Genomic DNA, 13,246 nt, shown 5'->3' with positions numbered 1-13,246 from the left:
CACACGAGCGTTCGGCCCCAAGCCGTATCCGGATTATGGGTAGCTAAAATAGCCCCGTCCCAAATTAGCTACCCAAACACAACCTTGTCCCAAATGGGCTACGTTTGTTGGGCCCGACGGGCGGCGCGGCGTGCGCGGGCTTCTTTGATTTCCTCCAGATGGCTAATGATCTCGGAGGCGCTCTCCTCGATCGCCTTGCCGTCGGTGCGCACCACAAAGCAGCCCAGACGCTTCATGAGGGCACGAGCTTCCTCGAGCTCGCTGCGCACGCTCTCGGGCTCGGCATAGGAGCCGGCAACGGCACGGGCGTAGTCATCGCCCAAGCGGCTATCGCGAATCTCAGAAATAACGTCGACGGTCGAAATCAGACCAAATAACCGCATCGGGTCGACCTCGTAAATCGACTTGGGCGGCTCCATGCCATGGGCCAAAGGAACATTGGCAACCTTGTAGCCCTGATAGGCCAAATACATCGACAGCGGCGTCTTGGACGTACGCGATACGCCCAGCAGCACGATATCGGCACCCGACAGATCGTCGCAGCCGCGCCCGTCATCGTGCTCAACGAAATACTCCATAGCCTCAATGCGATGAAAATAGCGGTCATCGGTCTTGTGAATCACGCCCGCAACGCCCTTGGGCGGCACACCGATGAGCGACGACAGCACGGCGAGCGTCGGACCGATCAGGTCGACCGAGCGAATGTGCAGCATGCCCAAGTAGTCGAGCACACGAGCACGAAGGGCCGGGTCGACAATGGTGTGGAACACGGCGATATCGCGATGGTCGGCATCGACGCGCGGCCCCACAAATGACTTGACCTGCTCCACGGAGGTCACCTTGGGCAGGCGCAAAACGTGAAAAGCCCCTTCATCAAATTGCCCGGACGCCGCAAGCACCACCTCACAAGCGGTATCACCGAGCGAGTCGGAGATAACGATAACGGTGGGACGAGCGGTGACCGGGCAATCCATGCGGGGCTCCTTTTGCGCTTACGCGCAGGCTAGCTTACTTTTTGCGGGCAAGCTCACCAATGTTGGCGATGCCGGAGAAAACGGCCTCGAAGCGGTTGAGCAGCTTAAGGCGATTATCGCGGAGCTGCTCGTCCTTGTCCATGACCATAACCTCGTCGAAGAAACGGTCGATGGGCGTGCGCAGGGCGGCAAGGGCGGCAAATGCGGCCGGGTAGTCCTCGGCAGCGAGGGCGGCATCGACAGCAGTCTGAGCAGCCTCGGAGGCGTCGGCAAGCGCGAGCTCGGCCTCACCCATCAGGCTGCGGTCATACTCCGCACCCAGCTCGGGCTTGGAGATGTGCGCGGCGCGGGCATAGGCGGTAGCCAGGTTGTCGAAGGTCTCGGCATCGTTCTTGCGGGCCTCGTCGAGCGCGGCGCAGCGGGCGAAGAAGACGGACGGGGCGATGATGTGCACCGCGGAGACGGCGGCGACGGTATCGGCAGGAATCTTCTCGTCGCGGGCCATGCTCACCAAGCGGCCATGGAAGAAGTCACGGACCTGCTGGGCGACCTCGGCGGCATTGAACTCAATGCCCTGCTCGCTATAGAGCTCGAGAGCGAAGTCGATGAGCGACGTGGGGTCGATCGGCAGACGGTCGCGCAGGATATTGATGATGCCGATAGCGGCACGACGCAGCGCGTAGGGGTCGGAGGAGCCGGTCGGGGGCTCGCCGATTGCAAAGATACCAGCGATGGTATCGAGCTTGTCGGCGCAGGCGACGATGCAGCCAGCGGTGCCCTCGGGCAGCTCGTCACCGGCAAAGCGGGGACGATAATGATCACGAATGGCACGGGCGACCTCGTCGTTCTCCCCCATCGCGGTGGCGTAGTAACCGCCCATCACGCCCTGCTGGCTCGTGAACTCGACAACGGCGTTGGACACCAGGTCAGCCTTGCACAGGTGCGCGGCGCGAGCAGCGTCGGCGGCAAGATGGGCACCCAGGTGAGCCTCGCGGGCGATAGCGAGCGCGAGCTGCTCGATGCGCTCGGACTTGGCGAGCACGCTACCGAGCTTCTCCTGGAAGGCAACCTTGGCCAGACGCTCACGGAACTCGTCGAGGGAGATCTTCAGGTCCTCCTCGTAGAAGAACTTTGCGTCGTCCAGACGGGCGCGCACGACGCGCTCGTTGCCGTCGATCACGCGCTCGGCGTTCTCGGGCTTGCTGTTGGAGACGACCACAAACTCACGCGTGAGCTTGCCCTCGCCGTCATAGATCGGGAAGTAGCGCTGGTTGGTGAGCATGGACTCGCAGATAATCTCGTGCGGGACCTTGAGGAACTCCTCGTCGAAGGTACCGACGAGCACCGTCGGCCACTCGCAAAGGTTGATGACCTCTTCAAAGACCTTCTTGGGCGTATCGACATGGCAGCCGGGACGGGCAGCCTCGACCTCGGCGATACCGGCGAGGATGGCCTCACGACGACGCTCGGCAGAAAGCACGCCGGCATCCTCGAGCACCTGCTCGTAGACGGCGAGGCTGGCAACCACATGGTCACCAGGGCCAAGTACGCGATGACCACGCGTGGTGTTGCCACTCGTCACGTCGGCAAACGACACGGGCACAACATCCTCGCCCAAAAGACAGCAGATCCAGCGGACCGGACGCACGAACGTCGCGTGCTCGTGGCCCCAGCGCTGGCTGCGGTAGTTGGGCCACTGCAGGCCGGCGATGGTCTTCTCGCACAGAGCGGTCAGAATCGGCGTAGCCGGTGCGGAGGGAATGTTCTTCTCGGCGAACACATACTCGCGACCGTCGGTGTCCTCGCGACGGACCAGGTCCTCGGCAGACACACCGCACTTGCGGGCGAAGCCCTGGGCGGCCTTAGTGGCGTTACCGTCAGCGTCGAAGGCAATGTTGGCCGCGGGGCCACGCTTGACCTCATGAACCTCATCGGTCGCGGTGGCGACGTTAGCCACGAGTGCAGCCAGACGACGCGGACTCGAGATCACGCGGACCTCGCCGTGGGCCAGACCGGCCTCGTCGAGGCCCTTGGCGATCATGGTGCCGAGCTGCTTGACGGCATTGTTCAGCGGTGCGGAGGGCATTTCCTCCGTACCGATCTCAAACAGGAAATCCTTAGCGTCTGCCATGGCTTACGCCACCTCGCCTTCCTGATCGGCATTCTCGTTGACTCCGGCGACCTCGGCCATGTAGGCCTCGCAGCACGCCTTGGCGACGGCGCGGACGCGCAGGATGTAGTTGGCACGCTCGACCGCGGACAGCGCGCCACGGGCATCGAGCAGATTGAAAGCGTGGCTGCACTTCATGACGCAGTCGTACGCCGGCAGCGGCAGCTTGCGCTCCAGGCAGGAATGGCACTCGGCCTCGTAGTCGTCAAACTTCTGACGCATCATCTCGACGTTGGCGACCTCAAAGTTATAGGCACTGAACTCGCGCTCGTTCTCGAGGAACACGTCGCCGTAGGTCATGGGCGTGCCGTCGGGCAGGTAGCTCCACACCAGGTCGTAGACCGAGTTGACGCCCTGAGCGTACATGGCGATACGCTCCAGGCCATAGGTGATCTCGACGGGCACGGGGTCGACCTCGATACCGCCCACCTGCTGGAAGTACGTAAACTGCGTGACCTCCATGCCGTTGAGCCAGACCTCCCAGCCAAGGCCCCAGGCGCCGAGCGTCGGGCTCTCCCAGTCGTCCTCGACAAAGCGGACGTCATGGTCGTTGGGATCCAGGCCAATGGCGGCCAGCGAACCCAGGTAGAGCTCCTGGGCGTTGACCGGCGAGGGCTTGATGAGCACCTGGAACTGATAGTAGTGCTGCATGCGGTTGGGGTTCTCGCCGTAGCGGCCGTCGGCGGGACGGCGGCAGGGCTGCGCATAGCACGTGCGCCACTCGGCGGGACCGAGCGAGCGCAGCGTGGTCGCGGTGTGGAAGGTACCGGCACCGACCTCGGAGTCATAGGGCTGCATAATGACGCAGCCCTGCTCGCCCCAGTACTGCTGGAGGCGCAGGATGATGTCTTGGAAGGAAAGCGATGAAGCGTTCATGCCTCTAATATCCCCTCGTCGAAACGATTACACGGTTAGGTACTGTACTATAGCGGTTTTTAGTCGATAGCGCCGATACGGTTGAGCGGCCAGTAGCGAACAAGCGCCACGGCGATCAGGTCCGAACGGTCAACCGGGCCAAAGTAGCGGGAGTCGGCAGAGTTCTCGCGGTTGTCGCCCATCACCCACACGCACCCGTCAGGGACGGTGTAAGGATAGCTCACCTGGGCAGCGGGCGCCTGGACCGAAAGCGGCCAGCTCATGCCGGTCGTATAGTCTTCATCGAGCACCTGGCCGTCGACGACGACCTTGCCGTCCTGAAGGTCGACCATCTGGCCGGCCGTGGCAATAACTCGCTTGACGAGAACATCATGCTCGGAGGTGCCATCGGGGTTGTGGAATACCACAATATCGCCCTGTTTGACAGGCTGACCGAGCTCGAGGCTCACCTTTTGCGCCAGGATCTGATCGCCAATCTCGATCGTAGACTCCATGGAGCCGGTAGGCACCACAAAGGGTTCAACCACAAACGAGCGAATCAAAAAGGTGGCGACGAGCGCAATCGCGACGACCACGATCCACTCAAAGGCACCCTTTAGCACAGAATGCTGCGATGGAACCATTCTCACTCCTCGCTTAGCGAATACGACGCGTCCAAAATCTCTTGCGCGTACGCGCGCTCCTCAGGCGTAAGCCGTGCCGTCTCGATCAGATCGGGTCGCCAGCGGCAGGTACGCTCAATGGCATTCTTACGGCGCCAGGCGTCAACCTTGGCATGATCGCCACTCACGAGCACCGGGGGCACACCCTCGCCGTTGAACTCGGCGGGGCGGGTGTACTGCGCATATTCGAGCAGGCCACCGTCCTCGGCAGTCGAGAAGGACTCATCCACGTTGCTCATCTCATCGCCCAGGGCGCCGGGGATGAGGCGAACGACAGCATCGGCCACGACCATGGCGGGGAGCTCGCCGCCCGTGAGCACATAGTCACCGATCGACAGGCGCTCGTCGGCATACGCATACGCGCGCTCATCGACGCCCTCGTAGCGACTGCACACAAACAGCAGGCGCTCACTTTTGAGTAGGCGCTCGGCCACATGCTGCGTAAAAGGCTCGCCACAGGGGGTAAAAAACACCACAGTGGGCTTGGGACCCTCTGCGCTAATGGCCTCGACGGCCTCGGCAATAGGCTCGACCTTCATGAGCATGCCCTGCCCGCCACCGTACGGCTCGTCATCGACGGTACGATGGCGGTCGTGCGTCCAGTCGCGCAGGTTATACGCCTTAAAATCAAAAAGGCCGGCCTTGCGGGCGCGGCCCAAAATCGACGTGGACATGACGGGCTCAAACATCTCGGGAAAGACCGAAAGGGTCTCGATCAGCATGTTGTCCTCCCTACTTGTCCATATCGATCAAACCATCCATAACGTGGACGGAAATTGCCCCCTGATCGGGAAGATCGAGCACAACCTGCTCGATCACGGGAATCAGTACCTCGCCGTACCGATCGCCCTCGACAACCCAAACATCGTTGGCGGGCGTCGACATAATCTCGACAATCGTGCCGAGCGAGCCAAAGCGCTCATCGACCACCTCGCGACCCATCAGGTCGGTATAGGCGGCGTCGAGTGAATCGAGCTCAAAATCGTCACGATTTGCCAGCACATAGCATCCCGTGATGCCCTCAGCAGCCGTCAAGTCGTCAATGCCTTCAAACGAGACCAGATCGCCATCGCCCGTATCGTTAACGGATGCGACCGTGCAAAAGCGGTCGCGCTTGAGTGCCGGCGGCGTCAAGGCGACGCGCATACCCGGCTCCAATACAGAAGGAAGCCCCCGCAGCGGCTGCGCGAGGACCTCCCCCTTCCTTCCGTGCGGTTTGACCACACGGGCGATGTTTTTATACTGGGACCTCAAGGTCCTAGCCCAGAACCTCTACCTCGACTGCAGTGTCGAGGCGAGCGGCCAGTGCACGGGCGAGCGTGCGAATGGCCTTGATGGTACGGCCACGACGGCCGATGACCTTAGCGACGTCATCCTCGGCAACCGAAACCTCAATAGTAGAGGCGTCTTCGCCATCGATGACCTCAAGGCTCACGGAATCCGGGTCGTCGACGATCTGAACAACGAGATATTCGACGAGATCGGCGATGCGATCTGAGAGCATTGCCTCACCCTCGAGCTGTGCAGCGTCAACCTCAGGCACGATTTACTCCTCGGCGCCCTCAGCGGCCTCAGCGGCAGCCTTAGCGGCCTCGGCCTCTTTGGCGAGCTGCTTCTTGGACTTCTTGACGACGGTCTCGGTCTTCTCGCCCTCGTTGGCGGCCTTGACCAGAGCGACGACAGCGTCGGTGAGCTGAGCGCCCTTGGCCTGCCAGTCGGCGATCTTCTCGAGATCGAGGTTGATGGTCTTGGGGGCGGTCATCGGGTTGTAGCGGCCAACCTCCTCGATGATACGACCGTCACGCGGGGCGCGGGAATCGGCGACGACGACACGGTAGTACGGACGCTTCTTAGCGCCGTGACGAGCAAGGCGAATCTTGACTGCCAAAGGAAACTCCTCCAACCAAGCAGCTTTAGGCTGCAACTACAAACAAACAGTTGAACATAATACGCCATCGACGCGGGCAGGTGAAGTCCGTGAGACCAACTTCTTCGGTGTAGTCGAAGGCAAATCCATATCTTAGACAAGAATTCGCGATTTGCAAGCACATCCACGCACCCCACATGAGCTGCGCGGTATACTCATGCCATGAAAAGACGCGAACATACATACGGTTATGAGGATGCTGCGGGCGTCACGCCGCCGCCCTGGACGGGACCGGCGGTGGGCCTCATGGACCTCGACGCGTTTTTTGCGAGCGTGGAGATGCTCGACCACCCCGAGTGGCGCGGCAAGCCGCTCATCGTGGGCGGTGACGCCGATTCTCGCGGTGTTGTATCGACCTGCTCCTACGAGGCACGTCGCTTTGGCGTGCATTCCGCCATGCCCTCGGCCGAGGCACGGCGCCTGTGTCCGCAGGCCATTTGGACGCATGGGCATTTTGATCGCTACCGCGAGGTCAGCGCGCAGGTAATGGCGATACTCGCCGACGAGACCCCGCGCGTTGAGCGCGTATCCATCGACGAGGCTTTTATCGATATCACACCGGGTCGCTTTGCGCCCGAAGACCCGTTGCAGGTTGCACGACGCATAAGCGACCGCGTGGCAGCGCTCGGCGTGACCTGCTCCATCGGTGTCGGCTGCAACAAAACGGTCGCAAAGATCGCAAGTGAGCAGGACAAGCCGTTTGGGTTGACCATCGTGCGTCCCGGAACCGAACAGCGCTTTTTGGCCGCGCTGCCGGTATCTGCCATGAGCGGCATCGGGCGCTCGGCCGAGGAGCGACTGCGCCGCATGCGCATCTACACGCTCGGCGAGCTGTCACGTGCACCGGAATCCACCTTGGCCTCTATTTTTGGTGTCAACGGCGTACGCATGCGCCAGCGTGCTCTGGGACTCGAGGTTTCCGAAGTCACGAGTCTGGACGAGGAACGCGAGGTTAAATCGGTGAGCAATGAGCGCACCTTTGCGAAAGATTTGACTGAGCGTGGGGACATCGAAGCGGCGATTGCACTGTTGGGAGAGTCAGTGGGACGCCGCCTGCGCCGTCAGGGACTAACGGGCGCCACGGTGACGCTCAAGCTCAAGTATTCGTATGGAAGCGGGCGAACGGCGCAGCGGCGGCTTCCCCACCCCACCGACGACGAGAATATCTTTGTTGCCGTGGCGCTCAAGCTGCTCGATAATATCTGGCAAGAAGGCATGCACGTGCGTCTGGCAGGTATCGGTATGAGCGACTTCAACCACCAAGGCGGTATCCAAACCGACCTGTTCTGCGAAGTCGATGGCCGCGGGGCCCAATCCAGCGACCGTCGCGACCTCTCAGTCGCCATCGACGCCGTCCGAGACAAATTCGGCGACACCGCCCTATCCTTCGGCCGCCAATCCCGCTTCAAAAACTAATCTATTTGGGACGGTGCTTTTTGCTGCCTTCCGCCCGACACGGCATGGGTAGTCAATTTGGGACGGGGCTATTTTAGCTACCCCTATATATCGGTTGAGCTTCATCCCGGCCCACAATCATTCACCGTCAGCCAAAGGGTAGCTAAAATAGCCCGTCCCAAATTGACTACCCCGGATGCCAGGTTTGGCGGCCGCAGCATAATTATCCCGCCTGAAATGAGCTACTTTTCAACTTTGACTTTTTGAATCGTGCAATGGCCGATACCCGTGAGGCGTACGATCTGCTTGATCGAAAAGCCCTCGCTTTTGAGCTTACGGATACAGTCATCACGCACGCCCTTGGGCAGAGCTTTGAGATGGTGAGGCTCGTATGGTTTGAGCAACGCCTGCGCAAACTCAAGCGCGTCAGTATCACTCACATGAGTGCCATAACGGAAGCAATAGCCATTGGGCTCGCCCGAGGTGCTAAATGCAAAAAACCTCTGGGAATTCCCGAGCAACCCGAGCACGCAATCAGTCTTACAAATACCCGGATAGCCCATATACTCGCTAAAGCTGCTCCAGCGATAGAGCGAAGCAGTGCCAATTCTGGCTTTCGCAGGGTTATCGTGAATGTAACGAACGCAGTTGAGCAGCTGATCATCATCGAGAATCGGCACACTCTTAAATCGATCCTGGAAAACAGGACCTCTCCTGCCTGTCTTAGAATTGAAATACATGGCATACGCCGTCGTAATCGAATGCATGCAATCGCTCAGGTGAGCATACCCGTCATCTAGCAACAAGTGAATGTGGTTATCCATAAGGCACCATGCGATGACATCCACTTTGAACTTCTGGCATTTCGAAGCTATCAGTCGAATCAGATAGAGTCGATCGTCAGTATCCTCAAATATCAGCTGATCACCACAGCCCTTTTGGACGACATGGTAATAGCCGTAAACAGAGATTTCCCGCGCGGTCCGAGTCATACGCATCTCCTCCTCTACAGATAACAAATACGTTACCCGAGTCGGAAAGCTAAATATCACGCAATGAACTGCAACTCGCTTCTATCGGCGAACGGTAGGTAGTAGCTAAAAAAGCCCCGTCCCAAATTAGCTACTTTGGGCAAAAAGAAAGCCGGGCAGGTGCGGAAAACCGCAACTGACCGGCGATATGCGTGAGGGTAGCTAAACCCCGTCTCAAATGAGCTACTAGAGGAGGTTGAGGGGGAGCTGGGGGGCGTCGCCCCAGAGCTTTTCTAGGCGGTAGAAGTCGCGGGATTCGGGAGTGAAGACGTGGACGACAACCGAACCGTAGTCCATGAGCATCCAGGTCTTCTGCTCACGGCCCTCGATGGAGAACGGATGCTCGCCGCAAGCCTCGGCGACCTTCTCCTCGATCTCGTCGACGATCGAATCGACTTGGCGGTTGTTGGTACCGGTGGCGAGCACAAAGTAGTCGCACACATCGGAAAGCTCGGTCAGGTCGAGCACCTGCACGTCCTCGCCCTTCTTGTCGTAGGCGGCCTGCGCGGCGGCGCGGGCGACATCCTCGGCGGCGACACCGCTCGCGGACAGCGAGGCGGCGGTGCGGTCGGACGTGGCGGCGAAGCTCTTGTGCTCCACACCCTCAAGAATCTGCTCGTCGGTCATGGTCTCGTCGGCCATGGAATACCTCTTTCTAGACGCACCCGAGCTAGCGCAGCTGGGCGTAATGGTTGTAAATCGTAATAGCCGTGGGATAAAGATAACGCCCGGTCTGAATCACATAGACCAGACCCTGCGCAAAACAGGAGAAGAACAACTCGTCGAGCGAGGACTTCCCCACCATCTTGCGCAGCGCATGGGCATAATCGCCGTGGCGGTTGGGTTCGATGGCATCGGCAACAAAGACCACCATATCGAGCGGCATCATGTCGCAAGCGCCCACGGTGTGACGGTCGACAGCCTGAAAGACCGCCGGCGACAGCTCGGGAAAAAGCTGCGGAAGCTCACAGGCGGCAACAGGGCCATGCAAAAGCGGCGTCGCAGCGGAAGGAGAGCCGGCAATCTTAATGCCATAATGCAGAGCGCGCGTGACCAGCTCGTCGTCGGAGAGCACCTTGTCCCAGTCATGGATCAGGCCGGCGGCGGCGGCATCAAAGCGGTCGACACCGTACACCTCGGCTAGGTGCAATGCAGTCTCGGCAACACCAAGCGAATGGACATAGCGCTTGCGCTTATCCTTCATGCGAACATCGAGCAGCCCATGAATACGCGCCAGCAGCGCGCGCTCATCGCCCTCAAACTGATCCTCTACCGGCAACGTAGACCCCCATCACTCAAAATCTTTTTGACCCAGATCGGCATACAGCCCGCGTTTACGAATATAGCCGAGCACGGACTCGCTCGTAAGATAGCGCACACTCATACCGCGGGCAACTCGCTTACGAATGTTGGTCGAGCTGATCGCCAGCGCCGGAATCTGGATATAGCGCACGTCGAACGGCAGACCCGACTCTTTGATTCGGGCACGCGCCGTATCGATATCAAAGCCCGGTCGCGTCGCCGCAATAAAGGTAGCAAGCTCAGCGATTCGTTCGGCATCATGCCAGGTCACAATATCGATAATTGCGTCGGCGCCCGTAATAAAGTAGAGCTTTACCTGCGGCGGGTAAAAGTCGCGAAGGGCATGAAGCGTATCGGCCGTATAGGTTACGCCCGGACGGTCGATCTCGAACCGGCTCGCCAAAAAGGCCGGGTTCGCGGCGGTGGCGAGAACCGTCATGGCATAACGGTCCTCGGCAGGCGTCACCGGCTTGTCAAGCTTAAAGGCAGGCGTGCCCGCCGGCATAAAGAGCACGGCATCCAAGTCGAGGGACTCGCGCGCCTGCTCAGCGGTCACCAGGTGTCCGTAATGGATGGGATCAAAGGTGCCACCCATAATGCCAAGCCTAAACTCCTGCCCAACCTCTAGAGGAAGCTCGGGCAGACCGATTCCACCGCGCAGCGACATGGCTTACTCGCCCTCCGGAGTCTCGACATCGTCCGCGGCATCCGCCACATCGACAACCTCGACGCCCTCATCCGCAGCATCGGCCACGTCAATGGCCTCAACGGCAACGTCCTCGCCAGCATCCTCGAGCTCCTCGTACTCCGAGAAGTCCTCGGCGCCCTCAAAGTCAAAGGCGCGCTGGCAAATGCGGACCTCGTCGCCCGCACGGCAGCCGGCCTTCTCGAGCGCATCGTCGACACCCATGCGCGCAAACTTATGCTGCAGGTAGATGATGGCTTCCTCGTTTTCCCAGTCGGTCTGGATGACCATGCGCTCAATCGCGCGACCAACCACACGGAACGCACCGGGCTCTTCCTGGACAATGCGGAACCGCTTCTCACGCTGCAGGCGGCGGCGCTCCCACTCATCGTCGCGCAGAACGACCGGCTCATCAGAGACCGCCAGCTCGGCGCGAAGCTTAGCCACCTGCTCGCCCACGGCAAGCATCAGCGTGTTGAGGCCGGCGCCAGTCACGGCGGACACGGCAAAGAACATATGGCCATCGTCGAGCGCCGCACGCTTAAGGTCGGCAATCTTGTCGGCCGTGCCCGGCGCATCGCACTTGTTGGCGACAACGATCTGCGGACGCTCCGAAAGCTCGGCGCCATACTGCTCGAGCTCGCGGTTAATAATGCGATAATCCTCGACCGGATCGCGATCCTCAAACCCGCCCGTCATGTCGACGACGTGCATGATCAAAGCCGTGCGCTCAATGTGGCGCAGGAACTGATGGCCCAGCCCCTTGCCCTCGCTCGCGCCCTCAATAAGGCCGGGGACGTCGGCAACGACGTAAGAATATTCGCCGGCACGCACCATGCCGAGGTTTGGCACGAGCGTGGTAAACGGGTAGTCAGCGATCTTGGGACGGGCGGCACTCATGCGCGCAATGAGCGAAGACTTACCCACCGAGGGAAAGCCCACGAGCGCGGCATCGGCCATAAGCTTCATCTCGAGCTCAATCCAGTGCTCCTCGGCCGGTTCGCCCAGCTGAGCGAACGCGGGCGCGCGGCGCACCGACGTCACAAAGTGGGTATTGCCCAGGCCACCGGCACCGCCGGGCGCCACGACGACGCGCTCGCCATCGTGCACCAGGTCGGCAATCTCGAACATCGGGGTCTGCGTCTCGGGGTCGAGCTCGCGCACCACGGTACCCATAGGGACTTTAAGAATCAGGTCCTCGCCGCTCTTGCCATTGCGACGAGCGCCCTGGCCGTGCGTGCCGCGCTCGGCGCGGAAGTGATGCTTAAAACGGTAATCGATCAGCGAAGACAGCTGAGCATCGGCCTGGATGACGACATTGCCGCCACGACCGCCGTCGCCGCCATCGGGGCCGCCCTTGGGAACAAATGCCTCGCGCCTAAACGACATGCATCCGGCTCCGCCGTCGCCGCCGCAAACGTTAATGCGGCTGATATCGGTGAACTGTGACAACAGAATCGCCTCCTACAAAAAAGAGGGAGACCCTTGAATCCTAAAACTCAAGTGCCTCCCACATATGTGCTCTATGAAGGGTGAATTACGCGTTCGCGAGCGGGCGTACGCTGACCCTGTGCTTGATACCCTTGTGGAACTCAACGGTACCGTCGACCAGCGCGAACAGCGTGTCGTCCTTGCCACGGCCAACGTTCTCACCCGGGTGGATGTGCGTGCCGTGCTGACGGACGAGAATCGTGCCCGTGGTTACCGTCTGGCCGGCGAAGCGCTTCGTGCCAAGGCGCTGACCGCGGGAGTCACGGCCATTACGGGAGGAACCGAGTCCTTTTTTGTGTGCCATTGTGTATACCTACTCTTTCGTTACGAGTGTAATCTACTCGGCGACGGGAGCCTCGGCAACAGCCTCGGCCTCTGCCTTGACAGCCTTCTTGGCGCGGGACGTAGCCTGGACCTTCACGATCTTCAGCTTGGTGAGCTGCTGACGATGACCCTTCAGACGACGATAGCGCTTACGCTTGTGGAACTTGAAGACCAGCTGCTTCTCGCCCTTGAACTGCTCAACGATCTGAGCGGTAACCTTGGCCTTGGCCAGCTTGTCGGGATCGGTGACGATCTTCTTACCATCGTTGAGGAAGATGACCGGCAGGGTGACCTTGTCGCCCTCATTGCCCTCGATCTTCTCGACGGTGATGACATCGTCGGTGGCGACCTTGTACTGCTTGCCGCCCGTGTTAACGATTGCGTACATGTTTACTTGCCCTTCATGCAT

16 protein-coding genes are annotated in these 13,246 nt (G+C 60.3%); 1 reads left to right on the top strand and 15 read right to left on the bottom strand.

Features of this window, described 5'->3' with window-relative positions; translation table 11 throughout:
* Positions 1-98 precede the first annotated feature (98 nt).
* Genes DW732_RS03290 through rpsP form a run of 8 tightly spaced genes read right to left on the bottom strand, consistent with a single transcriptional unit; the run spans position 99 to position 6,570 of the window.
* On the bottom strand, positions 99-974 hold the full coding sequence (locus tag DW732_RS03290; RefSeq protein ID WP_118098742.1) for a pyruvate, water dikinase regulatory protein: 876 nt from the start codon (positions 972-974) through the stop codon (positions 99-101).
* A 34-nt stretch (positions 975-1,008) separates the two neighbouring features.
* A complete protein-coding gene (gene glyS, locus DW732_RS03285; RefSeq protein WP_118098740.1) occupies positions 1,009-3,105 on the bottom strand; it encodes a glycine--tRNA ligase subunit beta in 2,097 nt (698 codons plus the stop codon).
* Between the two features lie 3 nt (positions 3,106-3,108).
* Positions 3,109-4,020, bottom strand: coding sequence for a glycine--tRNA ligase subunit alpha (locus DW732_RS03280; protein WP_006236091.1), 912 nt, complete (start codon positions 4,018-4,020; stop codon positions 3,109-3,111).
* Between the two features lie 59 nt (positions 4,021-4,079).
* Positions 4,080-4,643, bottom strand: coding sequence for a signal peptidase I (gene lepB, locus DW732_RS03275; RefSeq protein ID WP_118098738.1), 564 nt, complete (start codon positions 4,641-4,643; stop codon positions 4,080-4,082).
* Between the two features lie 2 nt (positions 4,644-4,645).
* A complete protein-coding gene (gene trmD / locus DW732_RS03270; protein ID WP_118098736.1) occupies positions 4,646-5,404 on the bottom strand; it encodes a tRNA (guanosine(37)-N1)-methyltransferase TrmD in 759 nt (252 codons plus the stop codon).
* Between the two features lie 10 nt (positions 5,405-5,414).
* Positions 5,415-5,906, bottom strand: a complete 492-nt coding sequence (rimM, locus tag DW732_RS03265) for a ribosome maturation factor RimM (RefSeq protein WP_233539345.1) — start codon at positions 5,904-5,906, stop codon at positions 5,415-5,417.
* Between the two features lie 34 nt (positions 5,907-5,940).
* Complete coding sequence (locus tag DW732_RS03260; protein ID WP_229042092.1) at positions 5,941-6,186, bottom strand: KH domain-containing protein; 246 nt, start codon at positions 6,184-6,186, stop codon at positions 5,941-5,943.
* Between the two features lie 42 nt (positions 6,187-6,228).
* Positions 6,229-6,570 carry a 30S ribosomal protein S16 gene (rpsP, locus tag DW732_RS03255; protein WP_117735148.1) on the bottom strand — a complete coding sequence of 114 codons (342 nt, stop codon included), beginning with the start codon at positions 6,568-6,570 and terminating at the stop codon, positions 6,229-6,231.
* Positions 6,571-6,771: 201 nt separating this feature from the next.
* On the opposite strand from rpsP, the gene dinB reads away from it, so the two are divergent.
* Entirely contained in the window at positions 6,772-8,025 is a 1,254-nt protein-coding gene (gene dinB / locus DW732_RS03250) for a DNA polymerase IV (RefSeq protein WP_118098732.1), read from the top strand.
* Between the two features lie 221 nt (positions 8,026-8,246).
* Here dinB and DW732_RS03245 read toward each other — a convergent pair whose 3' ends face one another.
* The 7 genes from DW732_RS03245 to rplU form a co-directional block, all read right to left on the bottom strand.
* Positions 8,247-8,996, bottom strand: coding sequence for a transposase (locus DW732_RS03245; protein ID WP_158567338.1), 750 nt, complete (start codon positions 8,994-8,996; stop codon positions 8,247-8,249).
* Positions 8,997-9,221: 225 nt separating this feature from the next.
* Positions 9,222-9,677 carry a ribosome silencing factor gene (gene rsfS / locus DW732_RS03240; RefSeq protein WP_118098728.1) on the bottom strand — a complete coding sequence of 152 codons (456 nt, stop codon included), beginning with the start codon at positions 9,675-9,677 and terminating at the stop codon, positions 9,222-9,224.
* Between the two features lie 28 nt (positions 9,678-9,705).
* Positions 9,706-10,239 carry a bis(5'-nucleosyl)-tetraphosphatase (symmetrical) YqeK gene (gene yqeK / locus DW732_RS03235; RefSeq protein ID WP_199412313.1) on the bottom strand — a complete coding sequence of 178 codons (534 nt, stop codon included), beginning with the start codon at positions 10,237-10,239 and terminating at the stop codon, positions 9,706-9,708.
* An 87-nt stretch (positions 10,240-10,326) separates the two neighbouring features.
* Positions 10,327-11,004: a nicotinate-nucleotide adenylyltransferase gene (nadD, locus tag DW732_RS03230; protein WP_117735145.1), complete on the bottom strand. Its 678-nt coding sequence runs from the start codon at positions 11,002-11,004 to the stop codon at positions 10,327-10,329.
* A 3-nt stretch (positions 11,005-11,007) separates the two neighbouring features.
* Positions 11,008-12,474: a GTPase ObgE gene (obgE, locus tag DW732_RS03225; RefSeq protein ID WP_199406634.1), complete on the bottom strand. Its 1,467-nt coding sequence runs from the start codon at positions 12,472-12,474 to the stop codon at positions 11,008-11,010.
* A gap of 85 nt (positions 12,475-12,559) precedes the next feature.
* Entirely contained in the window at positions 12,560-12,817 is a 258-nt protein-coding gene (rpmA, locus tag DW732_RS03220) for a 50S ribosomal protein L27 (protein ID WP_089573443.1), read from the bottom strand.
* Between the two features lie 33 nt (positions 12,818-12,850).
* Positions 12,851-13,225 (bottom strand): 50S ribosomal protein L21, encoded by a 375-nt coding sequence (gene rplU / locus DW732_RS03215; protein WP_035138585.1) that lies wholly within the window; start codon positions 13,223-13,225, stop codon positions 12,851-12,853.
* Between the last annotated feature and the right edge of the window lie 21 nt (positions 13,226-13,246).

The organism is Collinsella sp. AM28-11LB (assembly GCF_003469895.1).
Classification (GTDB): domain Bacteria; phylum Actinomycetota; class Coriobacteriia; order Coriobacteriales; family Coriobacteriaceae; genus Collinsella.
The sequence above is the reverse complement of the archived record's forward strand: the minus strand, read 5'-3'. Positions and strand labels throughout refer to the sequence as shown.